Below are 24,434 nucleotides of genomic sequence, written 5' to 3'. Positions count from 1 at the left end.
GCGCCAGCACGGTGCAGAAACCGCGTCGCATACCCCTGTGAGGGGACTTGTCTGCCCGGGGTAGCCAAGCTGGACAGCGCCCCTTTTTCATCCAAGCGCCCATTTGCTGTGTTGTGACGCCGTCGTGCTGCACTGGCACGGCTGTTGCATTGACTCGCCCCGATTGTGCGGGGCGGGTTGAGCCGCCTTCCCTGCGAAGCAATCCACTCAGCCGCGAATGATGGCCTTGGCCGGAGAACGCGGATTGAGGAAATCGATGCCTGCCAAGGCGCGATCTGGTCGGACATTCGCCCAAAACCTATCTGACGCAGAAGTGCGGGACGAATGCAGATGGATTCTTTTTTGCGATTCACTACTCGGGGGAAATCAAACACTATGACAACACATCAGAAGACGGCGGCGGGCAAACTCACTGCCTGCGCCTTGACGGCAGTTGCGCTGTTGATGGGGGCAGCAGATGCGGGGGCAGTCGAATGGAGCGATACCTCAATCGGCTATCGCTATGGCACCCAATTCGCAGAGCCGTTTGTGGGTGACGGCATTCACAAGAACATCTTCAACTTCACGCACGCCAGCGGATACAAGTACGGCACGAACTACCTGAACGTCGATTTCCTGCAGTCAGACAGCAAGGACGCCAACGCGCAGGAAGCCTATGTCGTGTATCGCCACACGCTCGATATCGGCAAGGTGCTCGACAAAAACCTCAGCGCCGGGCCGATTCGCGGCTATGGCCTGACCGCCGGCTTTGACTGGAACACCAAGAACGACCCCGGCTACGCATCGAAAAAGCGCATGCTGGTGGTCGGGCCGACGGTCATGATGGACGTGCCGGGTTTCCTGAACATCAGCCTGCTGATGCTGTGGGAGAGCAACGAGCCGGTCGGCGTCACGAGCCGCTACCACTACAAGGCCCACCCGATGCTCAACGCGGCATGGGGTATCCCCATCGGCTCGACGGGGCTGTCGTTTGAGGGGTATGCCAACTACATCGCAGCCAAGGGCAACAACGAATTCGGCGGCGGCACCGCGCCGGAGCTGAACATCGACGCCATGTTGATGTACGACCTGGGCACGCCTTTACATCTGGGTAAGAACACGCTGCGCGTGGGCATTGAATATCAATACTGGCGCAACAAGTTCGGCAACCCGGCATCGGTACCCGGTTCGCTGGCAAAAACGCCGATGGTGCGCGCGGAATACCACTTCTGATGGGCTGCCGCCGGTACCGTTGGTATTGGCGGGCTGTTTCCTTGTCACCGCCCGCGTGTCGACAGCGTGGGCGTGGGTTGCCAGCGGCGTCCGAAGATTCGGGCGCCGTTTTTTATGGTGGAAGCTAACCGAGAGCGGTTAACCGGTGCGCGCCAACCGTATCGGCGGCTCGGCCGGTTGTGGCGAGTTCAACAGCATGGCGCCGCGCTGGGTGGCCACGAACACCGCCTCCGTCCGGCTGCGCACCTCCAGCCGGCGATATAGCGCATTGATATGCGCCTTGGCTGTCGCCTCTGAAATGCTCAGCATGCGGCTGATGGTTTTGACCGGGTGCCCGCGCGCGAGCAGCACGAGAATCTCATATTGCCGCTGGGTGAGCCCCAGTAATGCGGAATCGTCATGGCCATTGGATGCGCCCGCCGCCGAGGATGCGGCGCGGGCCAACACAACGGAGGCGGGTACATAACGGCCGCCGGCCAATACCAATTCCAATGCTGCGGCAATCAATTTGCCGGAATAGCTTTTCAGCAGATAGGCAGAAATATTCAATTGCATAAGCGCACGTACGTGCGCCGCTGAGTCGGTTTCACCCAGCACGGCAATATGTCTCGGATGCGGCTGTTGCAGCAACCGGGAGAGGGCTGGCAGATCGTCGATGCCCGGAATGGGCAGGCCGATCAGGGCCAGTTCGGCGTCCGCATGCGCCGCAAGGTTTTCAAAAAGTGCCTCGTCCGGCTCGACGCTGACGACCTCGGAAATGGCCGGCAAGGACTGCAAAACGTGGGTGGCACCGGCGCGCACCAATGGGTGCGCCTCGACTACGATTGATTTCACTGCGCCGCCTGTCTGGTTATGGTTGTTTGCCCATGACCGGAATCAGCCGTGGCCTCGTCCATTTGGACCGGCGCGATCCAAATACATACAGACGTGGCTGGTGGAAATGCAATGGCGCGCGGTTTCGGTATGTTTCCCCGTTCAACCGGTGGTCACCGCAGTACGGTGCCGCCGGGCCAAAACCTTGCTACGCCATTCAGGCGCAATTCCCTTCCGGTTTTCTTATTTATGTCGCCAGGCGCGGGGGATATACCCCGCCAAAATCCGCAGAATAAATCCCCAGCATGCTTGTTGCACCCATCAATGGGATGTAAACCTTTTTGTTTACCCCGATTGGATGTGTGCAAGACCGGTATAGATATCAGGATCAGGCGGCAGCAGCTAGCCCCACTTCACGCCCATTGACTCGGGGCGAAATTGGGGTCTGCGGTGGCGTAGGACAGGCGGGGAGCGTGGCGGCGGTGTGCCGCCGGGGCTTATTGCGCGACGACCGAGAAGCGCGGCATCGACAGCGGCTGTTTGCCGTCGCGGCCGTAGGGGGTTCCGCCGCCATTATTGGCTGCGTGCAGCACGGACAGTGCATTCTGCGTGGCACGCAGGCGCAGGTCGATCAGGGCGCCGTTGTCGATATTGCGCTGGCGCAGGGCGCGGGCCAGGGCGAGGTTCTCGTCGAACAGGCGGCTGGCGGTTTCGTCCGAGCGCAGGTATTTCACCAGCCCGTATGGATCTGCGCCGCCGTGCTGCGCCCACCACAGGCGGCGCTCACGGTCGGCTTCGCCCAGGGCGGTGAGCTGGTTCTGCTTGGTTTGGGTAATGCGCTCGAGCTCGGCCATGTCGCCATCGCGCAACGCCTGGCTTTCGGCTTCCAGGGTTTGGGTGGCGGCGCGCAGCAGTGCCTGCTCGTCGGCAAGGGTGCGGATCAGCAGCGTGTTATCCATGGTGGCGACCTATCAGCGTGGGGAGCTTGGGCAGCCGCCGGCCCGCATGGGCTGAGCGCCACCCCGCCGCGATCAGCCCATGCGGGCCGGCGGCGTCATCAAAAACGAGAGACAGGCGCGGGAAGTGCCCCGTCAGGCCTTTTTGCTTCGCGTCGAGAGCAGCGACTGGGCGTCGGACAGTGCCGCATCGGCGATCTTGCCGGCGTCCATCTTCAGCGTGCCATTCTTGATGGCGGCGCGAATCTGCTCGACGCGTGCTGCGTCGAAGTCGCCACTGCCCACTTGGCGCGAGACTTGTTGAACGGAGAGCGACGGGGTGTCGCCACTGTGGCGCGTCGAGCCCGCAGCCGTGCCGCTGGCCGACGGTGTGCTCGTGGCGCGGCTCGACCCGGACGTGGCGTCCTTGGCCGGCACCACGGCGGGCGCGTTGTTGACGATATGGTTGATTTTCACAGGTGTCTCCGAAGAGCGCGTTCATCCTAACACCCATATCGGCCAACCCCGGCTCAAACTTTAGAGCCGCTAACAAAGCCGCCCTGGCGTCGTTGCGCCTCCCGCAGTGACCAACACTCGGTACGCTTGTACTGTCTGCGTCGGCACGCCTAGCCAGGACAGCTTTGTTAGCGGCTCTTAGCGGCGGAATGCGATTGCACATCACACTGTGAAAGTGATCGGTTCGCATCAAACCAAGCTCAAAACTGGACGGCGACCACGCCAACCGACTGCGCAATCCCCGAGATGACGTTGCCGTTGGCGGTGCGCACCTGCGCAACTTGGCCAATGGCCGCCTGATTCAGCGCCCGTCCGTCACTTGTGACTTGGAAGCCACCTCCGTCGGCGACGAGTTTGACGGTCTGGCCCGCTTGCACGGCGATGGGCAAGCGCAGGCTCTCGGCGCGCAACGGCTGGTTGGGCGCCACGCTGGTGACGAGTACGCGGCCCACCACGTCCGCGGGCTGCTGCACCACGGAGGGCGGCAGCGCAGACAGATCGCCCGTGCGGGCTTCCAGGTCGCCCATGTCGAGCGTCTTGCCTGGCGACAACTGATGTACGGCCACGTAATACGTTCCGCTGATCTGAATCGTGGCCGGCACCCATGCCGCCCAGGCGTGCGGCGAACGGCAGCGCACGCCCACTTGTATACGGCCGCGCAGGCGGTTGGCGGCGGGCAACATCAGGTCGATCTGATCACACGGCTGGTTGGCGATGCGCGGGTCGACGGGGCCGACTTCTACCGAGGCGCGCGGGGCGCCGGCGTCGTTGGTGCCGCCCAGGATGTCCAGTTGCGATTGCAACTGCTGCTGAATCTGCATCTGGATGGCGGTCGGGCCCTGGATGGTCGTCGCCGGCTGGGCGGGCATAGGCTGGTTGGCGGCGGCTGGCGCATAGCCCACGCGCATCATGCCCTGCGCGTGCGCCAGGATCGGGTGCGCCAGGCTGGCGAGCACGCCAAGCGCCAGCATCACCATCAGCAGCAGCTTGCGCTGGCGGGCCGCCAATGGCATGGCCACGGCACGCGTGCGCCGGACAACGGCGAGTGTCGGGTGGTGCGCGCTGCGTGCAAACCGCTGTGGCATGGCAAGCCTCCATCAAAAGTCCGGTGAAGTGTAGCCACGCGCTCGGGAGAGCCAAATGCGGAAATGTCGGCCAATCCCCCCCTTATTCGGACGAATGCACTTGCGCACCGGCCCCTAGACTTTGCAACGTGGTGAAGTCCCTGGCGTTGCGCGGTGTCTGGTTGTGCCTCGCGTGACCTGTCCTGGTGGTCGTGTTCGTGGCGGCTGCTGGATCGCAGACAGTCCTTTTCCACTGAGGTGCATGACGGCAACTCAGCAGCACGCGGTAACAAGCGGTTTTTGGAGACGGCATCGGTGGTTTTGAAGGGGCCGCCGGTGCCGCAGTCTCCACCCCCAACGGAATTTGGAACACAAACCCGGCGGGCGCGCCACAACAGGGCGCCGCGCGCAAGGAATACAGACATGGTCGACAAGCTGGATCAGTTGTTCGGTTTTCAGGAGCAGGCGCTGCACTTGCGTTCGCAGCGGCACCAGATCCTGGCCTCGAACATCGCCAACGCCGATACGCCGAACTACAAGGCGCGCGACTTTGATTTTCAGTCTGCGCTGCAGAACGCGGTCGGCCAGCAAAGCGGTAACAGCCTCCCGATGATGGCAACGGCGGCCGGTCACTTGACCACCACCGGCGCCCCGGCAGGCGATGTGACGCCGATGCAGGCGTCGCTATCTCAGCAGACCAAGGCGCTGCAAGGTGAGGTGCAGTACCGCACCTCGCAGCAACCGTCGATTGACGGCAACACGGTGGACATGGACGGCGAGCGCATGCGCTTTGCCGACAACACGGTGCGTTACGAGGCCGACTTGAACATCGTGACGCAGAAGATCAAGTCGATGCTGGCGGCCATCCAGAACAGCTAGTCCGCTGAATCATTGAAATGGGAGGTGAAGGACATGCCATGGGGGATGCAGCGCTAGGCGCAAAGCGCAGCAATAGCTGGCTATTGCGAGCATTTGCAACGACGCGATGCGCCCCGATGGCATGGCAAGCACCGACCAATTTCAGTGATTCAGTGGACTAACACGACGTATAGGGCAAGACGACCGCGCAGCAGTCAGGCGCGGCGAGAAAGAGGGGCGGGAGTGATGTGGCGCCCCGGGCCAGGCAGATCTGGCTCGGAGCGCGCCCTCACAACGGCAAGTTAGACCCGGCAATCGCGCCGGGCACAGTATTCAGAAGACAGCGGAACCAACATGTCGCTATTCAAGGTGATGGATGTGGCTGGCAGCGCGCTCACCGCGCAGTCCAAGCGCATGAACGTAGTGGCCTCCAACCTGGCCAACGCCGAGAGCGTGACCGGCCCGGACGGCACGGCCTACCGCGCCAAGCAGGTGGTATTCACCCCCGCGCAGCAGACCGACGGCGATGCCTATGCCACCGGCGTGTCGGTCGACCGTGTGGTGGAAGACACCGTCACGCCCATGAAGCGCATGCACCAGCCGGGCAACCCGCTGGCCGATGCCGATGGCTACGTGACCATGCCCAACGTGGATCCGGTCGAAGAAATGGTCAACATGATTTCCGCCTCGCGCTCGTACCAGGCCAACGTGGAAGTCGCCAACACCACCAAGACGATGGCCTCCAAGGCCCTGACCCTGGGCCAGTGATTAGGCCAATGAAGGGCCCCCATCCTAGCGAGATACGAACATGACCGTCAGCGCAACCAGCAGCACCGGCAGTACCACGAACACCGGCAACCAGCTTGCCGTCACCAGCGGCACCGATCTGCAGAACACGTTCATGCAGCTGCTGGTCGCGCAGCTGAAGAACCAGGATCCGCTCAACCCGATGGACAACTCGCAGATGACCTCGCAGTTGGCGCAGATCAACACCGTCAACGGCATCCAACAGTTGAACACCACGATGACCAACATGGCCACGCAGAACGCCGCCACGCAGGCGTCGTCGCTGATCGGGCGCAGCGTGCAGGTGCCGTCGTCGTCGCTCACGCTGGCATCGGGCACGGCCAACTTCGGGATTTCGGTGCCCAACGGCGCCGACGATGTGGTGGTCACCATCAAGGATGCGCGCGGCAACACCGTGCGTTCCGTCGATCTGGGCCAGATGGCGCCCGGTAGCGGCAGCTACGCCTGGAACGGCAAGAACGACAGCGGCACTACGGTGGCCGACGGTACGTATTCGATTTCGGTCTCCGCCATGCTGGGCGGCAAGACCACCACGGCCAACGCCACGGGCGCCGACAAGGTGACGGGCGTGACCATTACCAACGGGACGACGCAGCTGCAACTGGCCTCGGGCAACACGGCCAAGCTGTCGGACATCACGACGATTCAATAACGCGGCGAACACCGCTTCCATACTTTCTCGGGAGAACACAATGGGATTCCAGCAAGGCCTGAGCGGTCTCGACGCCGCCTCCAAAAACCTCGACGTGATCGGCAACAACGTTGCCAACGCCAACACCGTCGGCTTCAAGAAGGCAACCGCCGAGTTTGGCGACGTGTACGCACGCTCGCTGGTGGGCGCGTCGGACACCCAGATCGGGCAGGGCGTGAGCGTGACCAACGTGTCGCAGTCGTTCACGCAGGGCAATGTGACCATTACCGGCAACCCGCTGGATATCGCGATCAACGGCACGGGCTTCTACCGCACGGTCGATACGAGCAGCGGCCAGGTGTCGTACACGCGTAACGGCCAGTTCCACACCGACAAGAACGGTTTCATCTTGTCCGCCACCGGCCAAAACCTGACGGGCTACGGCGTGGACAGCGCCGGCAAAGTCAACACCGCTGTACTGACCAACCTGCAGATTCCGGTGAACGACCTGGCGCCGCTTGCCACCACGAACACGACGTTCGGCATCAACCTGGATGCGGCCGCCACCCCACCGACCACCACGCCGTTCTCGAACGCCAACTCGGCCACGTTCAACCACTCCGTGTCGGAGCAGGTGTACGACGGCACGGGCACGGCGCACATGCTGACCAACTACTACGTGCGCACCGCCACCGGTTGGGATGTCTACTCGCAGGTCGATGGCAACAACCCCACCGGCGGCAACCCGGTGACGTCGCTCACGTTCAACAGCAACGGCCAGCTGACGTCTTCGCCCAGCAAGATTGCCGTGGCGTTCGGCGGCATGAGCATCGCCAGCATGGACTTCACGGGCACCACGCAATACGGCGGTGGCTACAACGACACCGCGCCCGGCGTTGCGCAAGACGGCTACGCCACGGGCCGCCTGGCGAGCTACTCGGTCGGTACCGACGGTATCGTCACGGCGCGCTACTCCAATGGCCGCACGGCCACGCTGGGCCAGATCGCCATGGCCAACTTCAAGGCACCGGAAGGCCTGCAGAGCATCGGCGGCAACCAGTGGGTGGAAACGTCCAACTCGGGCGCGCCCAACCTCGGCACGCCGGGCATGGGCTCGTTCGGCCTGCTGCAATCGTCGGCGGTGGAGCAATCGAACGTGGACCTGAGCCAGGAGCTGGTCAACATGATCGTGGCTCAGCGTTCGTACCAGGCCAATGCGCAGACCATCAAGACGGAGGATACGATCCTCCAGACCTTGGTCAGCATGCGTTAAGCCACAAGCAGGAGCCCACCACAATGGATCGTTCGATCTACGTGTCGATGACTGGCGTGAAGCACCTGTTCGACCAACAGGCGGCCAGCGCCAACAACCTCGCCAACGCCAGCACGACGGGTTTCAAGGCCCAGATCGATGCGTTCCATTCAGTGGGCGTGCAGGGCGAAGGTTCGCCCACGCGCAGCTACGTGATGGCCTCGGCCATCGGCACGGATCTCACGCCTGGCCCGATCGAAACCACCGGCCGCAGCCTGGACGTGGCCATCGACGGCCAAGGCTTCTTTGCCGTGCAAACGCCGGATGGCAGCGAGGCCTACACCCGCGCCGGCACGTTCCAGGTGGGTCCGGACGGCACGATCCAGACGCTCTCCGGCCAGCCTGTGCTGGGTGACGGCGGCCCGATCACGTTGCCGCCCGATACCACGGTGCAGTTTGCCAAGGACGGCACGGTCAACGCGATCAGCGCCGACAACCGCACGCCACCCGTGGCGCTCGGCCGTCTGAAGCTGGTGAGTATCGAGCCGGCCAACATCGACCGCGGTACCGACGGCCTGTTTCGCCAGCGCGACGGCCAGGATGCCGCCGTGGACGAAAAGGTGCGCATTACGGGCGGTGCGCTGGAGGGCAGCAACGTCAATCTGACCGATTCGCTGGTCAACATGATTGAGATCTCCCGCCAGCTCGAGATGCAGATGAAGTCGCTGCACACGAGCGACTCGAACGCACAGTCGGCCAATGAACTGCTGCGCCACGCCTGATCGGCGGGCGCATAACTGAATCAACCAAGGACTCGAACATGATTCGCTCCCTGTGGATTTCCAAAACCGGGATGGACGCGCAGCAATCGCAGCTGGACGTCATCTCGAACAACCTGGCGAACGTCAACACGACGGGCTTCAAGCGCTCGCGCGCCGTGTTCGAAGACTTGCTGTACCAGAACGTGCGTGAGCCGGGTGCGCAGTCGTCGCAACAGACCACGCTGCCCTCGGGCATGCAGATCGGCACCGGCGTGCGCATTGTCGCCACCGAACGCCTGCACACGCAGGGCAACCTGCAGCAGACCGGCAACTCGACCGACGTGGCCATCAACGGCAACGGTTTCTTCCAGGTGCAGATGCCGGACGGCACGCTGGGCTACACGCGTGACGGCAGCTTCCAGGTCAACGCGCAAGGCCAGCTCGTGACGGCCGCGGGTTACCCGGTGCAGCCGGCCATTACCGTGCCGCAAAACGCCACCAGCCTGTCCATCGGCAAGGACGGCATTGTGACGGTCACCACGCCGGGCTCGGTCAACAGCACGCAGGTGGGCGCGTTCCAGTTGGCCAACTTCATCAACCCGGCCGGCCTGCGCAGCATGGGTGAAAACCTCTATGCAGAAACCGAAGCATCGGGCACGGCCAACCTGGCCAACCCGGGCTCCAACGGTATCGGCGTGCTCAACCAGAACTACGTGGAAACGTCCAACGTGAACGTGGTGGAAGAGATGGTCAACATGATCCAGACGCAGCGCGCGTACGAGATCAACAGCAAGTCGGTGCAGACGTCCGACCAGATGCTCGAAAAGCTGTCGCAGCTCTAAGCTGTGCGGCGCAGTTTTTAAGGAAGTAGTGCGATGCAAACCCCCCCGGTCTACTCGCTTTCGGATAGCGGCCGCGCTGTCCGGTTCGTTCGATTGGCTGTGCTCGGCACGGCCACCTTGCTCGCTACGGCGTGCGGCTTCCTGCCGCCGCCGGCCCCGATCGTGCAAGGTCCGACCACCGCGCGCCCACCGATGCCGGTGATGGCGCCGCGCCAGAACGGGGCGATTTACCAGGAAGTGGCATCGGGCAGCGGCGGTTTTCGCGGCATGTTTGAAGACCGCCGCGCACACATGGTGGGCGACACCATCACCATCGTGATCACGGAAAACACGGCGGCCAGCAAGCAGATGACCGGCACTGTGGACCGCAGCGGCAGCATGAGCGCTTCGGTGCCCACCTTTGCAGGCATGAACGCCGGCGTGCTGTCCTTGCTGGGCGTGTCGGCCACCGACGCCAACAAGTTCGACAGCAAGGGCGCCAATGGCGCACAGAACAACTTCACGGCCACCATCACGGTGACGGTGGTGGAGGTGCTGTCCAACGGCAACCTGGTGGTCAGCGGCGAGAAGCAGACCGCCGTGGGCCAGGGCACCGAGTCGGTCAAGTTCTCGGGCGTGGTCAATCCGACCACCGTCAACAACCAAAACACCGTGCTGTCCACCCAGGTGGCGGACGCACGCATGGAATACCGCGGCACGGGCTATGTGGCCGAGTCGCAGCAGATGGGCTGGCTGTCGCGGTTCTTCCTGACCGTGTCACCGTTCTGAGGAATCAGTCATGACGTTGTATCGAATCCTCGGCGCCGCATTGGTTGCCTTCGCATCCTTGGCAGGCACGGCACATGCCGACCGCATCAAAGACCTGACCACCATTGCCGGCGTGCGTGAAAACGCGCTGATCGGCTATGGCCTCGTCGTCGGCCTGGATGGCAGCGGCGACCAGACCACGCAAACCCCATTCACGATCCAGAGCTTCAACAACATGCTCACGCAGTTCGGCATCAACGTGCCGGCCGGCGCGAGCATCCAGCTCAAGAACACCGCCGCCGTGGTGGTGACGGCCTCGCTGCCCGCGTTTGTGCGGCCGGGCCAGACCATCGACGTGACGGTGTCATCCATCGGCAATGCCAAGAGCCTGCGCGGCGGCACGCTGCTGCTGACGCCGCTCAAGGGCGTGGACGGCCAGCTCTACGCACTGGCACAGGGCAACGTGGTGATTGGTGGCGCAGGTGCGTCGGCCAATGGCAGCAAGGTGCAGATCAACCAACTGGGCGCCGGCCGCATCGCCAACGGTGCCACGGTGGAGCGCGCCGTGCCGGCCACGGTGGGCGAGGCCGGTAGCATCCAGCTCGACACCGGTACGACAGATTTCGGCACGGTGCAGAACATCGTCTCGGCCATCAACAAGCAATTTGGCAGCGATACGGCCCAGGCTGCGGATGGCCGCACGATCAACGTGCGTGCGCCGGCCCTGGCGTCGGACCGCGTTGGCTTTGTCGCCAAGCTGCAGAACATTGAAGTGACGCCGGCCTTGGCCGCTGCGCGCGTGGTGATCAACGCCCGTACGGGTTCGGTGGTGATGAATCAGCTCGTCAAGCTGGAGCCCTGTGCGGTGGCGCACGGCAGCCTGTCGGTCACCATCAGCACCGAGCCGGTGGTGAGCCAGCCGGCGCCGTTCTCGCAAGGGCAGACGGTGGCGGGCGCGCGTTCCAACATCGAAGTCAAGCAGCAGGGCGGCAGCCTCATCAACGTGAAGGGCGGCACCAACCTGGCAGATGTGGTCAAGGCCATCAATGCGATTGGCGCCAACCCGCAAGACTTGATCTCGATCCTGCAGGCGATGAAAGCGGCCAACGCGCTGCGCGCCGATCTGGAAATCATCTGATGCCGGGGATGCAGCAATGACCATGAACCCGACCGACCTCACCAGCCGCCTGGCGCTCGATTCCAAGGGATTCGAATCGCTCAAGCAGACCGCGCGCACCGACCCGACCGGCGCCACCAAGACCGTCGCCAAGCAGTTCGACGCGATCTTCGTGAACATGATGCTCAAGCAGATGCGCGATGCATCGCCGCAGAACGGGCCGTTCGATTCGTCATCGACCAAGATGTATACGTCGATGCTCGATCAGCAGCTCTCGCAGACCATGGCCGCGCGCGGCGTGGGCGTGGCGGACCAGCTTCTGAAGCAGATGCTGCGCCAGGCCAACCGCGTGAACCCGGATGCGTCCACGACGCCGGTGAATACCGCCCTGTCGAATACCACCGCCACCAACACCGCTTTGCCGGGCGCTGCCGGTTCCGCCACGGATGCGGCCAAGACCATCGCCCGGTCGTCGCTCAACAGCATTGCTGCGTCGGCGGCAACCGGCACGGAAGACGATGGTTCGGGCATCAGCACCGTGCCGCGCCCCGGCCTGGAAGAGCGTGTGCAGCGCGCGTTGGCTGCCCTGCGCAAGCAGGCGGAAGCCGAAAGCAAGTCCGCCAGCGCCATGGCCGATGTGGATCTGTCGACCGTGGCGTCTGAGTCTGGCGGCAGCCGCATGGCCAGCTTCTACAACAAGCTGATCGGCCACGCTTCGCAAGCGGCACAGGAAACCGGTATTCCGGCCAATTTCATGATTGGCCACGCCGCGCTGGAATCCGGCTGGGGCCGCCGCGAAATCAAGGCCAAGGACGGCTCCAACACGCACAACCTGTTCGGCATCAAGGCCGGCGGCTCGTGGACGGGCAAGACCGCAGTGGTGACCACCACCGAATACATCGGCGGCGTCGCCCACAAGGTCCAGGAGAAGTTCCGTGCCTACAGCTCATACGCCGAGGCCTTCAAGGACTACGCCAACCTGCTGTCCAACAACCCGCGTTACAGCAATGTCGTGGCGGCGGGCAACGGCAACGATGCAGCGTCGTTCGCCAAGGGCCTGCAGCGCGCCGGCTACGCCACCGACCCGAACTACGCCCACAAGATTATGGCGGTGCTCAAGCAGATCGCTTGAAGTGAATTATTCGTCACATTTCAACGCATCGGCCGGCTCAAGTTTCTTCTTGGCCGGCCGATGTTGTTTCTAGGGTCTATCCCGGCGGCGTTGTGCCGCTCGGTTCGAGACCATCCGCGAGACAAACATGAGCAGCTCCCTCTTGAACATTGGCGCCACCGGCCTGCGGGTTGCCGATATCAACCTGCAGGTGACTGGCAACAACATTGCCAACGCCAACACGCCCGGCTATTCGCGCCAGGAGGCCGTGCAGACGGAAAACATTCCGATGTACGCCGGCGTCGGCTATCTGGGGCAGGGTGCCAACGTCACGACCGTCAAGCGCATCTACGACCAGTTCCTGACCGCACAGGTACAAAGCGGCCAGGCGGCCACCAGCGCGGCGGACCAGCTCAACAGCCTGGTTTCCGGCCTGAGCAAGTACATGTCGGACAGCAACAGCGGCCTGAGCTCCGCGCTGACCAGCTTCTTCAATAGCGCCGACAGCCTGGCGTCCAACCCGTCGAGCACGACGGCGCGCCAGGTCTTCCTGAACGCGGCAGCCAGCCTGCAGCAACGCTTCAATTCGATTTCCGGCCAGATGAATGCGCTGTCTGGCCAGGTCAACACGCAGGTGCAGACGCAGATCAGCTCGGTCAACGGCACCGCGCAGCAGATCGCCTCCCTGAATGACCAGATCGCCAAGGCGGAGGCCTCGACCGGCCAGCCCGCCAACGATCTGCGCGACCAGCGTGACCAACTCGTGCAGACGCTCAACCAGTCGATCAAGGCGAGCGTGGTGCAGACCGGCGACGGCCAATACAACATCTACGTCGGCAACGGTCAGGCGCTGGTGCAGGGCAACCAGAGCTACCAGCTGACGCCGGTGCCGTCGCAGTACGACCCGACGCAGCTGTCGGTGGGCTACAAGAGCCCGGCCGGCACCGTCACGATTGACGACAGCCAGCTCGGCGGCGGTACGCTGGGCGGCTTGATGGATTTCCGCCGCAACACACTCATCCCGGCGCAGAACAGCCTGGGCCGTCTGGCCACCGCCGTGTCGGCCGACGTGAACGCGCAGAGCAAGCTCGGCATAGACGCCAACGGCAAGATGGGTACGGACCTGTTCTCCGTGGGCGCGCCGAGCGTGGCGGCCAGCACCAACAACACCGGCAGCGCTACGGTCACAGCCAGCATCACCAACGCCAACGCGGGGATGGGCTACGACTACCAGATCAAGTACCAGGGCGGCGCCTACACCGTTTCGCACTATCCGGACGGCTCGGCCTCCGTTACGGTGACGAGCTGGCCGACCACCGTCGACGGCGTCACGCTCAACGTGTCGGGCACGATGAACAGCGGCGATTCGTTCCTGGTGCGCCCGACGGCCAACGCCGCATCGACCATGCAGACGTTGACCACCGACTACCACAACGTGGCGGCAGCGTCCCCTGTGGTGCTCACGCAGGGCAGCAACAACACGGGCAGCGCCACGGTGTCGTCCATTGGCGTGGACAGCACGTACGCCGGTTCGCCGCTCGCCTCGCCAGTCACGCTCGCCTATAGCTCCGCCGTGGGCGGCTCGCTCTCGGGCTTTCCAGGCAGCGTGACGGTCACCGCCAATGGCACGTCCACCACCTACACCGGTGGCACGGCGCCGTACACCCAGGGCGCCACGTATGCCTTCAACGGCGTGCAGATGACGCTGTCGGGCTCGCCGGGTAATGGCGATACCTTTACCGTTGCAGCCAACACCGCCAACAGCACCGACAACGGCAATGCCAGCGCGCTGGCCAAGCTGCGCAACGCCACGCTGCTCGACGGCGGCACCAGCTCGATCGGTTCGGCGTGGAATACGCTGGTGACGCAAGTGGGCGTGCAGGCCAACTCCGCCAGCACCAACCTGACGTCGCAGAAGGCGCTGCTGGCGAGTTCGACGTCGCAGCAGCAATCCGTGTCGGGCGTGAACCTCGATGACGAGGCGATGAACCTGATGAAGTACCAGCAGGCCTATCAGGCGTCAGCCAAGGTGATGCAGACGGCCAATACGCTGTTCGATTCGCTGCTGTCGATCGCCAACCACTGATGGGCGCGCTTAATCCGCACCATCCGCGCAATTTGCCACTGAAGAATCACGCCCCTCTGCCGATAACGCTCTAAAGAAGCCTTCCGTCCGGACCGATCATGCGAGTCAGTACCGCCCAGTTCTTCGCGCTGTCCAGCGCCTCGATGCAGAACACGCAGTCCAACCTGTTGACGCTGCAGCAGCAGATTTCGAGCGGCATCGCGCTCAACAGCGCGGGCGACAACCCCAGCGCGTTCGGCCAGATGACGCAATTGCAGCAAACGCAAGACGCCAACGATCAGTACCAGGCCAACCGCGACGCCACCGATGCGCGCTTGACGAACGTGTCCTCCGCGCTCACCAACCTGGTGACCACGCTGCAGCAGGGCAAGCAGACGATGGTGGGTGCCAATACCTCGCTGATGACGGATTCGCAGCGCATTGGCGTGCTGGCGCAGGTCAAACAGCAGTATCAACAGTTGCTGGCAACGGCCAACCAGCGCGATGCGTCTGGCGTGGCGCTGTTCGGTGGCGCCAACGGCACGACCGACCCGTTTGTCAGCACCGGCGGCACGGTGCAATACGTGGGCACGGGTCAGCCGCCCACGGTGCAGGTGTCGCAAAACGTTTCGATGCCGAACTCAGTGTCGGGCGATTCGGTGTTCGTGCGCATTGCCAATACGGACCCGGCCAACCCGAACACCAACCAGAGCATCTTCAAGACGTACGAGAACCTGATCACGGCACTGTCGACGCCGATCAACGCCGCCACCCAGGCCACGGACGTCGCCAACCTGCAGAAGGCCGTGCAGACCGCACAGGGCAATCTGGACAACGCCTATCAGGCGGCACTGCAGGCGCAGGTGACGGTCGGTACGCAGCAAGCGCAGATCACCACGCTCAACAGCAGCGGCTCGAACTACGGCGAGCAGTTGAAGGAGCAGATCTCCAAGCTGCAATCGGTGGATTACACCAGCGCCATCTCACAGTTCTCGCAACAGCAGGTGTCGCTGCAGGCCGCGCAGAAGACGTTCACGGCCATGCAGGGCATGTCGCTGTTCCAGTACATCCATTCTTGATCAAGCACCTGCGCCGGCTTAGCGTCGCTAACAAAACCCGCCTGGCTTCGTTGCGCCTCCTTGCCGTACCTTTGTACTGTCTGCGTCGTCGCGCCTAGCCAGGACCGCTGCGCTGGGTTTTGTTAGCGACGCTTAGCGCAGCACGAGGCCGATGGCGACGGCGCAGCCCAGCACGATCAGCCATGGCACGGCAGTTTTGACGACCACTGTGCGCAGCCAGTCACCGTCGTCCGCCCGTCGCACCGAGCGGATCACGCCGCCGGCCAGCAACACCTCAAACGCCGCTTCCGACAGCAGCATGGGCCCTTGCGTGTAGAAGTACGTCAGCACGCCCAGGCACGCGGCTGCCGCGGCCACCACGATCGCAATCACCAAGACGATGGGCAGCGCCTCGTCGGCAGATGACAAGCCATCGGCCACGCTGCCCGCAGCATCACCGGCACTGGCAAACGGTTCGAAATCGGCTGAAGCGCCGGCACCGCTGAAGGTGCCGCCATGGTCTCCCATGCGGGTCGCTGCCCGGCCCGCATTGCCACCCAGGCGTGGCAGGCTGAAATCGAAGTCGAGATCGATGCCGCCATCGCTGTTCGTGCTCGCGCGTTGCGCCCTGCGGCGCTGCGTGAACCCCGTATAGGCGAGCCACAGCTTGAAGGCGATGAGCATCGCCAGCCAGGCGCAAACGGTGGCCACGGCATATCGCCAGGCGCGCGAATCCAATCCCGCCCAATGCAGCGTCTTGCTGCACGCCACGCCCCACGCCAATGACCACAGCACGATCAGCGCCACGTGCAGACGCAGCGCAAACCGCGCCGCCAGCCGCCGCGCGACGTCGCGTTTGAGCCGGAATTCCGAAGCGGCGTTCGGTGTAGCGGCCGGTGCGGCTTGCCGGTCAGGCCGCTTCGAGCTTGCAGACTTCATGCAGCGTATTGAGGCGACGCACCGGATCGGCCACGAATGGGTTGGTTTCATCCCATGCATAGCCCGCCAGGATGGCGCTGATCATGCGGCGGATGCCAGGCGAGTGGCGCGGGTGGAAGATGATGTCTTGCAGCTCACCCGTATACCAGCGCTCGACAAAGGCGCGGAAGGTGTCAACACCCTTGCGCAGCGGTCGGTCGTAATCGGCCAGCCAATCGACGGTTTCGCCGTCGAGTTGGCGCAGGAGGGTGCGCGTGGCGAGCTCGGCAGAGCGCAGGGCAATCGTCACGCCCGACGAGAACACCGGGTCAAGAAACTCGCCCGCGTTGCCGAGCAGCGCATAGCCAGGGCCATACAGGCGTTCGACGTTGGCTGAGTAGCCGCCAATCTGCCGCACCGGCATCAGGAACGGTGCATTGCCGATCAGGGCAGCGATGTTCGGCTCGGATTGGATGAGGCGGCGCAGCGTGGTCTCGCGTTCGGCTTCGGGCACGTCGAGGAAGCTGGCTTCTGCCACGCAGCCCACCGATGAGCGGCCACCGGCCAGCGGGATCATCCAGAACCAGACATCGCGCCGCTCGGGGTGCACGGCAATGCAGATCTTGTCGCGGTCGGTGCTGCCGGCGGGCAGGGCGTCGCGCACGTGGGTGAACAGCGCAGCCCGCGTGGGCATGCCGGTCGGCGCTTCGAGGTTCAGCAGGCGCGGCAGCACGCGGCCGAAGCCGCTGGCATCCAGCACAAAGCGGGCGTGGACGACGTAGGCGTTGCCGGCCTCGTCCTCCACTTCCAGCACGGGAGCGTCACCCGGCTGCATGGCGCGCACCGTGTGGCCGAAGCGCACTTCGGCGCCTTGCTGGGCGGCACATTGAATCAGCACGTTGTCGAATACCGCGCGCTCGACCTGATATGTCGTGCCCCAGCCGGCGGAATGCTTGTCGCGAAAATCGAAGGCGGCGCTTTTGTCACCGTGCACGAAATACGCGCCGTTCTTGTATTGGAAACCCGCTTCCACCACCGCCTGCAGCATGCCGGCCTGTTCCAGGTAGGCCATGCTTTGCGGCAGCAGGCTCTCGCCAATGGAGAAGCGCGGAAAGTGCTGGCGTTCGAGCACCAGAACATTGCGCCCCGCGCGCCGCAGCATGGCCGCCGCCACAGCCCCTGAAGGGCCCGCGCCAATGATGGCGACGTCGACGTGTTCGTGGTGTTCGATTTCGGAAAGATTGGCGTGCATATCGGTTGCGAATAGGGTGTTTGTTGCGCGGCTTGGCCGAGATAACGCGCGATCGTACACGCTTTGAAAACCGATATTGAAGCGAACTGCCAATTCCAGATCGCGCGGCTGTTGCTTCTCTGCATGAAAACAAGCGTATCCACATCAAAGCAGCGTGACTGAACCGATATTTTGATGTTGATCTGTCTTGCCCGCTGATACATTGGAAGGATCAACCGATGCATGTGCGACCCGGTGCAGGACGAGGATGACCGGGTCGAACGGCGTGGCAGGGCACACATCATGATCGCACTGCAAGAAGCGTATCGCGCTGGACTGCTGCGGCGCCAGAACTGGCTGCCCAACGTGATTTCCGGCCTGGTTGTCGGCGTTGTGGCCTTGCCGCTGGCCATGGCTTTTGCCATCGCGTCTGGCGCCAAACCCGAGCAGGGGCTCTATACCGCCATCGTTGCCGGGCTGCTGGTGTCCGCCTTCGGTGGCAGCCGGATGCAGATTGCGGGGCCGACCGGCGCATTCATCGTCATTCTGTCGGGTGTCACGGCCGCGCACGGTATCGATGGCCTTCAGATCGCCACATTGATGGCAGGCATCATTCTGGTGGGCATGGGTGCCGCCAGGCTGGGCACCGTTATCAAGTTTATTCCCGCTCCGGTGATCGTCGGTTTTACAACGGGGATCGGCGTCATTATCTGGGTTGGCCAATGGCCCGATTTTTTTGGGCTGCCCAAACCGGCCGGGGCCCATTTTCACGAGAAGCTCTGGCACACCCTGCAGAGCTTGCCGCATCTGCATTTTGCGACCACCGCATTGGCGATCGCCAGCCTGGCGCTTGTCATCCTCACGCCGCGCATTGCGCGCCTGAAGCATGTGCCCGGCCCGTTGGTGGCGATGGTGGTTGCAACGGCAGCGCAGGCCACGTTCCACTTCGATGGGGTCGCCACCATCGGCAGTACCTTTGGTGGGATCCCGCAGGGGCTGCCCAGCTTCACCCTGCCAAACGTGACGCTGACCCGCATCGTCGAGCTGATCGGCCCGGCGTTCACGATTGCCATGCTGGGCGCGATCGAGTCGCTCCTGTCCGCCGTGGTGGCCGATGGCATGGCCGGCACCCGGCACGACGCAAACCAGGAGCTCATCGGCCAAGGTCTTGCCAACGTTGCGGCGCCCCTCTTTGGCGGCTTTGCGGCAACCGGTGCGATTGCCCGCACCGCGACGAACATCCGCAATGGAGGGAACAGCCCGCTGGCCGGCATCGTGCATGCGCTGACGCTGGTTCTGATCCTCCTTCTGCTGGCGCCGCTGGCGTCGAAGGTGCCGCTGGCGGCGTTGTCGGCGATCTTGTTCGTGGTGGCGTACAACATGAGCGAGGTCCGACACTTTGTCCGGATGGTGCAGCGGGCACCGCGCGCAGACGTTGCCATCCTGCTGATGACATTCTTCCTGACGGTGTTTGCTGATCTGGTGGTGGCGGTCAACATCGGCGTCATCCTGGCCACGCTGCAGTTCTTGCGGAGGATGGCGTCGTCGGTTGAGGTGTGTCAGCAGTCCGTGCAGCAACTCGGCTCGGAGCTGGGCCAGATGCGGTTGCCCCCAAGTGTGCTGGTCTATGCGATCGACGGCCCGTTCTTTTTCGGGGCGGTTGAGAACTTCGAGCGCGCCCTGAGCCAGACGCACGCAGACCCACGGGTGTTGATCCTGCGCCTGAAGCGCGTGCCATTCATCGACATGACGGGGTTGCTGACCCTGGAGGAAGTGATCGCCAAGCTGGAGAAGCGTGGCATCACCGTGCTCGTTAGTGAAGCGAATGACCGGGTCCGAGGCAAGCTGGAGAAGGCGGGCATCCTGGCGGCCGTCGGGCGCGATAACTACCAGGACAGCTTTTCCGCCGCCATCGCGCGATGCGATGTGCTGATCGGCTCCAGCGAGACCACCGCGCGCGAGCACCAGGCGGTGCTATCGGAGCACGCCAAGGCGGTGCTCAAGATCAGCCAGGCCGAGTGGTTCGACCGGCAGCCGTGAGGGTTGCAGGCTTACGAAACGCGTTTTGGGGCGCGCGCACCTGCGCCAACCGTTGAGCGGGTCGCATAGTCGGCGCCGTGCTGCTCCAGGTAGTCACGAATCAACTGACGCACCACCTGCGACGGCGTCTGGTCTTGCTCTGCGCACAATTCCTCGAAGGCTTTTTTCTTCACCGGATCGATCAGCACGGTGAGGCGGGCGGTCTTGGATTCCATACGCTCTGGCGTTGTATTGTATGATAATGTCATTATCATTATATACAACTGAGTCACGACGTGCGTGTCTTCAAGCGGACAGACGCTCGCGGCTCGGATCTCACCGATCTTGGGGATGTGGTGACAGAAGCGACGATTGAAATCACCAGCCGCGTTGGCCTGCAAGGCAGCGGCTCGGCGCGGCTGGCGTTGGCCGCCAGCCAGTTCGAAAGCGACATCCTGCTGGTCTGCAACGCGCGCCAGGCGAACGCCAAGAACGTCATGGACGTGATGGCGCTTCCCGTCCGCGCCGGCACCGAGATCAAGATCAAGGCGGTTGGCCCGGACCAGGGTGCTGCGGCGAAGACGCTCGCTGCGCTGCTTGGTTGACCGAGGCCCGCTGATGGAGACCGATTTCTACGATGCCTCCCTGGGTGCCGATCTGCAGTTCACTGCCGAGGCCTCAGGCGACGGGATGCCGCTCGTTCTGGAAACGGAGCAACTGGTGTCGCTGCAATTCGACGAACACGCGATACAGAGCCTGATGTCGCGGCGCGCGCCTTACAAGCTCGTGCTGGGCTATACGCGGACGATGATGAGCTTCCTGCTGCTGCAGCCGGCACCGGCGCGGATCTCCATGATCGGTCTGGGTGGCGGCTCGCTGGCCAAGTATTGCTATCACCATCTGCCGGACACCAAGGTGGTGGCCATCGAGATCGATCCCGCCGTGATCGCTTTGCGCGACGCGTTTCAGATTCCGCCCGACGACGATCGCTTTGAAGTGGTCTGCGCGGATGGCGTGGAATACGTCAAAAATCAGGATGCGCGGCCGGACGTCATTCTGGTGGATGGCTTCCTAGCGTGCGGCATGCCGGCGCAACTCGGCACGGCGGAGTTCTACGCGGATTGCCGCGCACGCCTCGCTGACAACGGCGTGCTGGTGGCCAACTTCCTGGAGAGTGATCCCGATATCGGCTTCTATCTGGACGAAGTGCGCACGGCGTTTGGCGAATCGTTTTCCATGTGGTTGTCCGAGGACGGTGGCAACTACACGCTGCTGGCCTGGAAAGGCAAGCTTCCGCCGCAAGACACCTTGCTGGCGCGCGCAACCAGCCTGGAAGCCACGCACGCGCTGGACTTGGGCTCGGCGGCGCGGCGTCTGAGACAGCGCAAACGGCCCGCGCCCAGTCGGCCGTCCTGGTCAGAACAGGCCAACTGACGCGCAGACAACATCGCCCCGGCCGGAACGCACCTCGCACGCAACCATGCCCATTTCATACCTGCGCCAGTTGACGGGGAAGGAACGCAGTCCTGAAGGCAATCGGCAACTCGCCTGCTACCTCGCCTTCATCGCCGGGGCAACCAATGCGGGCGGCTTTCTCGCTGTGAAGCAATACACATCCCATATGTCGGGCATTGTCTCGGCCATGGCGGACGACCTGGCGCTGGGCGATGTCGGGTTGTTGCTTGGCGGCCTGGGGGCGTTGCTGTCCTTCTTGGCGGGGGCAGCGTGCTCTTCCGTCTTGATCAATTGGGGCCGGCGCGAACACCTGCAGAGCGAATACGCGTTGCCGCTGATGGTGGAGGCTGGGTTGCTGGTGTGCTTCGGCGTGCTGGGCGGCAATCTTGAGCACCACGAATGGCTGTTCGTGCCGGCAACCGTGATGGTGCTGTGCTTCATCATGGGCTTGCAGAACGCGATGGTGACGAAGGTTTCCAAGTCGGAAATCCGCACCACGCATGTGACGGGCATGGTGACCGACATCGGTATCGAACTCGGCAAGCTGTTCTACTGGAACCTCGAGAAGGCCGATACCACCAAGCCGTTGGTGCTGGCTAACCGCCACAAGCTGCGCGTGCTGACCACGTTGATCGGCCTCTTCTTTCTGGGCGGCGTGGTGGGCGCGGTGGGGTTCAAGTCCGTGGGGTTCAGTGTCACGCTTCCGCTGGCGATGCTGCTGGTCATGCTGGCGGCGATTCCGGTGCTTGACGATGTGCGGCTGCGCGTCTGGCGCCGTGATGTGTTTGCCCGCCTGACAGGGCGCGCGCGTCAATGGGCGCGCGGGATCAAGGCCGATGCCCATGCGGTCTGGCTGGCCGCGCGCGACCCGCGCACGCCCTGGTATGCGAAGGCGCTTGCTGGCGTGGTCGCCGCTTACGCGCTGTCTCCCATCGACCTCATTCCGGATTTCATTCCGGTGCTGGGTTATCTGGACGACGTGGTGCTGGTCCCGCTGGGCCTGCTGCTCGCTATCCGGCTGATTCCTGTTGAGGTGATGGAGCAACATCGCGCGGCCGCCAAGTGCATTGAGCACCCGTCTGTCAGCCGGGCAGCAGCGCTGGTGATCGCCGGGATCTGGCTGCTGGCCGCGATTGCGGCACTACGCTGGGTCTCGCGTTTCGCGGCGCTCTAGACACTCGACGCTAGAACCGGCCGCAACACGGGTTCAAACAGCCTTGAGTACCGATGCCGCCTTCTCAGCCTCGGCCTGCGAGTCGACCGCGACGTAGGCGACGAACTGCGCACCGATCACCGACGCAGAGAAGCCCCGCAGGTTGATCCCGGCCTCGGCAAGGTCCTCCGCCAGAGCGGCGGCAATGCCTGGTTGATTGGGGCCCGTCACGCGCACGCAGTGCTGCCGTTGCGTGATGTTGAAGCCTGCCACTGCCGCGGCGCGCATTTCATGATCGCCTTGCAGCGGCGTGACGAAGACAACGCCTTCGCCGGGCCGCTCGAGGCTGCGCCGGGCGATGATCAATTGCAGATCGGCGCCGGCATCGCGCAGGGTCGTCAACACGGCGGCCAGCCCGCCAGGCTGGTCCGGAATGCCTGCCGCCCACACTTCTACGGGTTCCACGAGCAGTTCCATCGTCGTGTCTCCTTGTGCCGTCGAATCAGTATAGGGTTCGGTATCGAATGCGCCTACCGCATGCGGCGGTGCGTTATAGTCGCGGCTCCTGAATCATGTGCGGGCTGTCCATGCCCGCGCTGCCGTTTTCAGACCACCACCGCCTCCCCATGCAAACCACCTCAACGCCCGCGCACGTCGGTTCCTTCGTGCCCGAAACCGCATTTGGTGTCTGGTTCCTGCGCACGTATACGTGGGAACACCATGTGCTGCGCGTCGCTATCAACGATCTCAAGCAGCGGATCACCACCCCATTACCCGACGCCCCCGTGCTGGTGGACGTCGGGTGCGGACAAGGCATTTCATTCCGGCTGCTGGAGCAAGCGTTTGCTCCGCAACGTATCGTTGGTGTGGATTGCCATGAACCCTCGCTGGACGCGGCGCGCAAGGCCGGGAGTGCCATCGGCACGCCAGTCGAGGTGATGCAAGGGGATTGCGCGGCGCTGCCGCTGCCCGACGCTTGTGCAGACATCGTGTTCTGCCATCAGACGTTTCATCACCTTGTCGAGCAGGAGCGCGCGCTGGCGGAATTCCGGCGCATCTTGAAGCCGGGTGGCGTGCTGCTGTTTGCGGAGTCGACCGACGCGTATATCAAGTCGTGGGTGATCCGCTTGCTGTTCCGGCATCCCATGGAAGTGCAAAAGAGCGCGGATGGCTATCTGCAGATGCTGCGTGCCGGTGGTTTTGAGTTTGATCAGCGAAACGTTTCGCTGCCGTATCTATGGTGGAGCCGCGCAACGGACTTCGGCCTGTTCGAGCGTCTGGGCCTGCATCATCCCAAGCCGGGCAAGCGGCGCGAGACGCTCGTCAACGTCGCCGCTACCAAGCCCGCTGCCTGATCGGTTGTAGCGAGTGTGCCGGCCGAACATTCCGGCCGGTGGCACCCGTTACACGTCAGCGCGTTACTTCTTCAGCGTCACAACCTCACCCTTCAGGGCCACGCCCGACATGAGCGCGCCCGAGCCGCACGTGAAGTCCGTCGCGCTGGCAGTCAGGTTGTTCTTGTAGTTGCTCTTGATGTTGATGACCGCGTTGCCGCCCATTTCGCGGGCACGTTCCTGTAGCGCCAGCACGGCTGACAGGAAGACGTACTGGCAAGCGGCTTCATCGCTGCGGCCAACACCGTTGGTCTTCTTGTTGGTGGCGATCTCGCCCATCGACTTCACCACGGCCGTGTGCTTCTGGCCCGCAAAGCTCAGTGCGATATCGCTGCCGACCTTCTCAGAGCCGGGGCTCTTGAGTGCGGCCTCGATCGAGTAGGTCTCGACATCGTTGCGGGCGAAGGCGGTGGTGCTCATCGTGGCGACGCACAGGGCGGCCAGCATCAGGTGACGTTTCATTCCAGACTCCTTG

26 protein-coding genes are annotated in these 24,434 nt (G+C 63.5%); 17 read left to right on the top strand and 9 right to left on the bottom strand.

Annotated features, from left to right (window positions below):
* The first annotated feature begins 444 nt into the window (after positions 1 to 444).
* The gene (locus ACN9M1_RS22835; protein WP_426400707.1) at positions 445 to 1,212 is read left to right on the top strand and encodes an outer envelope protein; all 768 of its coding nucleotides are present in this window, start codon (positions 445 to 447) and stop codon (positions 1,210 to 1,212) included.
* A gap of 138 nt (positions 1,213 to 1,350) precedes the next feature.
* On the opposite strand, the gene ACN9M1_RS22830 is transcribed toward ACN9M1_RS22835, so the two are convergent.
* From ACN9M1_RS22830 to flgA, 4 genes are all read right to left on the bottom strand, one after another.
* Positions 1,351 to 2,046: a LuxR C-terminal-related transcriptional regulator gene (locus tag ACN9M1_RS22830; RefSeq protein WP_426399125.1), complete on the bottom strand. Its 696-nt coding sequence runs from the start codon at positions 2,044 to 2,046 to the stop codon at positions 1,351 to 1,353.
* Positions 2,047 to 2,522: 476 nt separating this feature from the next.
* Entirely contained in the window at positions 2,523 to 2,984 is a 462-nt protein-coding gene (locus ACN9M1_RS22825) for a flagella synthesis protein FlgN (RefSeq protein WP_426399124.1), read from the bottom strand.
* A 132-nt stretch (positions 2,985 to 3,116) separates the two neighbouring features.
* Positions 3,117 to 3,437 carry a flagellar biosynthesis anti-sigma factor FlgM gene (gene flgM / locus ACN9M1_RS22820; protein WP_426399123.1) on the bottom strand — a complete coding sequence of 107 codons (321 nt, stop codon included), beginning with the start codon at positions 3,435 to 3,437 and terminating at the stop codon, positions 3,117 to 3,119.
* A gap of 239 nt (positions 3,438 to 3,676) precedes the next feature.
* Positions 3,677 to 4,561, bottom strand: coding sequence for a flagellar basal body P-ring formation chaperone FlgA (gene flgA, locus ACN9M1_RS22815; RefSeq protein WP_426399122.1), 885 nt, complete (start codon positions 4,559 to 4,561; stop codon positions 3,677 to 3,679).
* Positions 4,562 to 4,963: 402 nt separating this feature from the next.
* On the opposite strand from flgA, the gene flgB reads away from it, so the two are divergent.
* The 11 genes from flgB to flgL all read left to right on the top strand — a co-directional run bounded on the left by flgB (position 4,964) and on the right by flgL (position 15,810).
* Positions 4,964 to 5,419 carry a flagellar basal body rod protein FlgB gene (flgB, locus tag ACN9M1_RS22810; RefSeq protein WP_426399121.1) on the top strand — a complete coding sequence of 152 codons (456 nt, stop codon included), beginning with the start codon at positions 4,964 to 4,966 and terminating at the stop codon, positions 5,417 to 5,419.
* A 333-nt stretch (positions 5,420 to 5,752) separates the two neighbouring features.
* Positions 5,753 to 6,166, top strand: a complete 414-nt coding sequence (gene flgC, locus ACN9M1_RS22805; RefSeq protein WP_366170389.1) for a flagellar basal body rod protein FlgC — start codon at positions 5,753 to 5,755, stop codon at positions 6,164 to 6,166.
* 40 nt (positions 6,167 to 6,206) lie between these two features.
* Positions 6,207 to 6,857 (top strand): flagellar hook assembly protein FlgD, encoded by a 651-nt coding sequence (locus ACN9M1_RS22800; protein WP_426399120.1) that lies wholly within the window; start codon positions 6,207 to 6,209, stop codon positions 6,855 to 6,857.
* 40 nt (positions 6,858 to 6,897) lie between these two features.
* Positions 6,898 to 8,109 carry a flagellar hook protein FlgE gene (gene flgE / locus ACN9M1_RS22795; protein ID WP_426399119.1) on the top strand — a complete coding sequence of 404 codons (1,212 nt, stop codon included), beginning with the start codon at positions 6,898 to 6,900 and terminating at the stop codon, positions 8,107 to 8,109.
* A 23-nt stretch (positions 8,110 to 8,132) separates the two neighbouring features.
* Positions 8,133 to 8,870 (top strand): flagellar basal-body rod protein FlgF, encoded by a 738-nt coding sequence (gene flgF, locus ACN9M1_RS22790; RefSeq protein WP_426399118.1) that lies wholly within the window; start codon positions 8,133 to 8,135, stop codon positions 8,868 to 8,870.
* A gap of 38 nt (positions 8,871 to 8,908) precedes the next feature.
* Positions 8,909 to 9,691: a flagellar basal-body rod protein FlgG gene (flgG, locus tag ACN9M1_RS22785; protein ID WP_426399117.1), complete on the top strand. Its 783-nt coding sequence runs from the start codon at positions 8,909 to 8,911 to the stop codon at positions 9,689 to 9,691.
* Positions 9,692 to 9,724: 33 nt separating this feature from the next.
* Positions 9,725 to 10,459 (top strand): flagellar basal body L-ring protein FlgH, encoded by a 735-nt coding sequence (locus ACN9M1_RS22780; protein ID WP_426399116.1) that lies wholly within the window; start codon positions 9,725 to 9,727, stop codon positions 10,457 to 10,459.
* Between the two features lie 10 nt (positions 10,460 to 10,469).
* Positions 10,470 to 11,576, top strand: a complete 1,107-nt coding sequence (locus ACN9M1_RS22775) for a flagellar basal body P-ring protein FlgI (RefSeq protein ID WP_426399115.1) — start codon at positions 10,470 to 10,472, stop codon at positions 11,574 to 11,576.
* A 22-nt stretch (positions 11,577 to 11,598) separates the two neighbouring features.
* Complete coding sequence (gene flgJ, locus ACN9M1_RS22770) at positions 11,599 to 12,687, top strand: flagellar assembly peptidoglycan hydrolase FlgJ (protein ID WP_426399114.1); 1,089 nt, start codon at positions 11,599 to 11,601, stop codon at positions 12,685 to 12,687.
* Positions 12,688 to 12,814: 127 nt separating this feature from the next.
* On the top strand, positions 12,815 to 14,752 hold the full coding sequence (gene flgK, locus ACN9M1_RS22765) for a flagellar hook-associated protein FlgK (protein ID WP_426399113.1): 1,938 nt from the start codon (positions 12,815 to 12,817) through the stop codon (positions 14,750 to 14,752).
* Positions 14,753 to 14,850: 98 nt separating this feature from the next.
* Positions 14,851 to 15,810: a flagellar hook-associated protein FlgL gene (flgL, locus tag ACN9M1_RS22760; RefSeq protein ID WP_426399112.1), complete on the top strand. Its 960-nt coding sequence runs from the start codon at positions 14,851 to 14,853 to the stop codon at positions 15,808 to 15,810.
* Between the two features lie 132 nt (positions 15,811 to 15,942).
* Here the strand turns inward: flgL and ACN9M1_RS22755 are convergent, their stop codons facing one another.
* Both ACN9M1_RS22755 and ACN9M1_RS22750 read right to left on the bottom strand, forming a co-directional pair.
* Positions 15,943 to 16,728 (bottom strand): hypothetical protein, encoded by a 786-nt coding sequence (locus ACN9M1_RS22755; RefSeq protein ID WP_426399111.1) that lies wholly within the window; start codon positions 16,726 to 16,728, stop codon positions 15,943 to 15,945.
* Positions 16,700 to 17,959, bottom strand: a complete 1,260-nt coding sequence (locus tag ACN9M1_RS22750; protein WP_426399110.1) for an NAD(P)/FAD-dependent oxidoreductase — start codon at positions 17,957 to 17,959, stop codon at positions 16,700 to 16,702. Before ACN9M1_RS22750 ends, ACN9M1_RS22755 begins: the two co-directional genes overlap by 29 nt.
* A gap of 282 nt (positions 17,960 to 18,241) precedes the next feature.
* Here ACN9M1_RS22750 and ACN9M1_RS22745 point away from each other — a divergent pair, with 282 nt between their 5' ends.
* Positions 18,242 to 19,978 (top strand): SulP family inorganic anion transporter, encoded by a 1,737-nt coding sequence (locus tag ACN9M1_RS22745; protein WP_426399109.1) that lies wholly within the window; start codon positions 18,242 to 18,244, stop codon positions 19,976 to 19,978.
* A gap of 11 nt (positions 19,979 to 19,989) precedes the next feature.
* Here ACN9M1_RS22745 and ACN9M1_RS22740 read toward each other — a convergent pair whose 3' ends face one another.
* Positions 19,990 to 20,193 carry a ribbon-helix-helix protein, CopG family gene (locus ACN9M1_RS22740; RefSeq protein WP_426399108.1) on the bottom strand — a complete coding sequence of 68 codons (204 nt, stop codon included), beginning with the start codon at positions 20,191 to 20,193 and terminating at the stop codon, positions 19,990 to 19,992.
* A gap of 60 nt (positions 20,194 to 20,253) precedes the next feature.
* Here ACN9M1_RS22740 and ACN9M1_RS22735 point away from each other — a divergent pair, with 60 nt between their 5' ends.
* From ACN9M1_RS22735 to ACN9M1_RS22725, 3 genes are read left to right on the top strand one after another with little or no spacing between them, the layout of a single operon-like run.
* Entirely contained in the window at positions 20,254 to 20,562 is a 309-nt protein-coding gene (locus tag ACN9M1_RS22735; RefSeq protein ID WP_426399107.1) for an HPr family phosphocarrier protein, read from the top strand.
* Between the two features lie 13 nt (positions 20,563 to 20,575).
* A complete protein-coding gene (locus ACN9M1_RS22730; RefSeq protein WP_426399106.1) occupies positions 20,576 to 21,391 on the top strand; it encodes a fused MFS/spermidine synthase in 816 nt (271 codons plus the stop codon).
* A gap of 46 nt (positions 21,392 to 21,437) precedes the next feature.
* Entirely contained in the window at positions 21,438 to 22,586 is a 1,149-nt protein-coding gene (locus ACN9M1_RS22725; protein WP_426399105.1) for a DUF1275 domain-containing transporter, read from the top strand.
* Positions 22,587 to 22,619: 33 nt separating this feature from the next.
* Here the strand turns inward: ACN9M1_RS22725 and ACN9M1_RS22720 are convergent, their stop codons facing one another.
* Positions 22,620 to 23,042, bottom strand: a complete 423-nt coding sequence (locus tag ACN9M1_RS22720) for an ACT domain-containing protein (protein WP_426399104.1) — start codon at positions 23,040 to 23,042, stop codon at positions 22,620 to 22,622.
* Between the two features lie 149 nt (positions 23,043 to 23,191).
* Between ACN9M1_RS22720 and ACN9M1_RS22715 the strand changes: the two genes are divergently transcribed.
* Positions 23,192 to 23,920, top strand: coding sequence for a class I SAM-dependent methyltransferase (locus ACN9M1_RS22715; protein ID WP_426399103.1), 729 nt, complete (start codon positions 23,192 to 23,194; stop codon positions 23,918 to 23,920).
* Positions 23,921 to 23,983: 63 nt separating this feature from the next.
* Here ACN9M1_RS22715 and ACN9M1_RS22710 read toward each other — a convergent pair whose 3' ends face one another.
* Positions 23,984 to 24,421, bottom strand: coding sequence for an excinuclease ABC subunit A (locus tag ACN9M1_RS22710; protein WP_426399102.1), 438 nt, complete (start codon positions 24,419 to 24,421; stop codon positions 23,984 to 23,986).
* Between the last annotated feature and the right edge of the window lie 13 nt (positions 24,422 to 24,434).

The organism is Ralstonia sp. R-29 (genome assembly GCF_049913345.1).
In the GTDB taxonomy this organism is placed as follows: domain Bacteria; phylum Pseudomonadota; class Gammaproteobacteria; order Burkholderiales; family Burkholderiaceae; genus Ralstonia.
The sequence above is the reverse complement of the archived record's forward strand: the minus strand, read 5'-3'. Positions and strand labels throughout refer to the sequence as shown.

What these genes read in the sequence shown, in the direction of transcription:
- ACN9M1_RS22835 (WP_426400707.1), top strand. Translation starts at nt 445, where the DNA reads ATGGGGGCAGCAGATGCGGGGGCAGTCGAATGGAGCGATACCTCAATC.
- ACN9M1_RS22825 (WP_426399124.1), bottom strand. Translation starts at nt 2,984, where the DNA reads ATGGATAACACGCTGCTGATCCGCACCCTTGCCGACGAGCAGGCACTG.
- flgA (WP_426399122.1), bottom strand. Translation starts at nt 4,561, where the DNA reads ATGCCACAGCGGTTTGCACGCAGCGCGCACCACCCGACACTCGCCGTT.
- flgB (WP_426399121.1), top strand. Translation starts at nt 4,964, where the DNA reads ATGGTCGACAAGCTGGATCAGTTGTTCGGTTTTCAGGAGCAGGCGCTG.
- flgC (WP_366170389.1), top strand. Translation starts at nt 5,753, where the DNA reads ATGTCGCTATTCAAGGTGATGGATGTGGCTGGCAGCGCGCTCACCGCG.
- ACN9M1_RS22800 (WP_426399120.1), top strand. Translation starts at nt 6,207, where the DNA reads ATGACCGTCAGCGCAACCAGCAGCACCGGCAGTACCACGAACACCGGC.
- flgE (WP_426399119.1), top strand. Translation starts at nt 6,898, where the DNA reads ATGGGATTCCAGCAAGGCCTGAGCGGTCTCGACGCCGCCTCCAAAAAC.
- flgF (WP_426399118.1), top strand. Translation starts at nt 8,133, where the DNA reads ATGGATCGTTCGATCTACGTGTCGATGACTGGCGTGAAGCACCTGTTC.
- flgG (WP_426399117.1), top strand. Translation starts at nt 8,909, where the DNA reads ATGATTCGCTCCCTGTGGATTTCCAAAACCGGGATGGACGCGCAGCAA.
- ACN9M1_RS22780 (WP_426399116.1), top strand. Translation starts at nt 9,725, where the DNA reads ATGCAAACCCCCCCGGTCTACTCGCTTTCGGATAGCGGCCGCGCTGTC.
- ACN9M1_RS22775 (WP_426399115.1), top strand. Translation starts at nt 10,470, where the DNA reads ATGACGTTGTATCGAATCCTCGGCGCCGCATTGGTTGCCTTCGCATCC.
- flgJ (WP_426399114.1), top strand. Translation starts at nt 11,599, where the DNA reads ATGAACCCGACCGACCTCACCAGCCGCCTGGCGCTCGATTCCAAGGGA.
- flgK (WP_426399113.1), top strand. Translation starts at nt 12,815, where the DNA reads ATGAGCAGCTCCCTCTTGAACATTGGCGCCACCGGCCTGCGGGTTGCC.
- flgL (WP_426399112.1), top strand. Translation starts at nt 14,851, where the DNA reads ATGCGAGTCAGTACCGCCCAGTTCTTCGCGCTGTCCAGCGCCTCGATG.
- ACN9M1_RS22755 (WP_426399111.1), bottom strand. Translation starts at nt 16,728, where the DNA reads ATGAAGTCTGCAAGCTCGAAGCGGCCTGACCGGCAAGCCGCACCGGCC.
- ACN9M1_RS22750 (WP_426399110.1), bottom strand. Translation starts at nt 17,959, where the DNA reads ATGCACGCCAATCTTTCCGAAATCGAACACCACGAACACGTCGACGTC.
- ACN9M1_RS22745 (WP_426399109.1), top strand. Translation starts at nt 18,242, where the DNA reads ATGATCGCACTGCAAGAAGCGTATCGCGCTGGACTGCTGCGGCGCCAG.
- ACN9M1_RS22740 (WP_426399108.1), bottom strand. Translation starts at nt 20,193, where the DNA reads ATGGAATCCAAGACCGCCCGCCTCACCGTGCTGATCGATCCGGTGAAG.
- ACN9M1_RS22730 (WP_426399106.1), top strand. Translation starts at nt 20,576, where the DNA reads ATGGAGACCGATTTCTACGATGCCTCCCTGGGTGCCGATCTGCAGTTC.
- ACN9M1_RS22725 (WP_426399105.1), top strand. Translation starts at nt 21,438, where the DNA reads ATGCCCATTTCATACCTGCGCCAGTTGACGGGGAAGGAACGCAGTCCT.
- ACN9M1_RS22720 (WP_426399104.1), bottom strand. Translation starts at nt 23,042, where the DNA reads ATGGAACTGCTCGTGGAACCCGTAGAAGTGTGGGCGGCAGGCATTCCG.
- ACN9M1_RS22715 (WP_426399103.1), top strand. Translation starts at nt 23,192, where the DNA reads ATGCAAACCACCTCAACGCCCGCGCACGTCGGTTCCTTCGTGCCCGAA.
- ACN9M1_RS22710 (WP_426399102.1), bottom strand. Translation starts at nt 24,421, where the DNA reads ATGAAACGTCACCTGATGCTGGCCGCCCTGTGCGTCGCCACGATGAGC.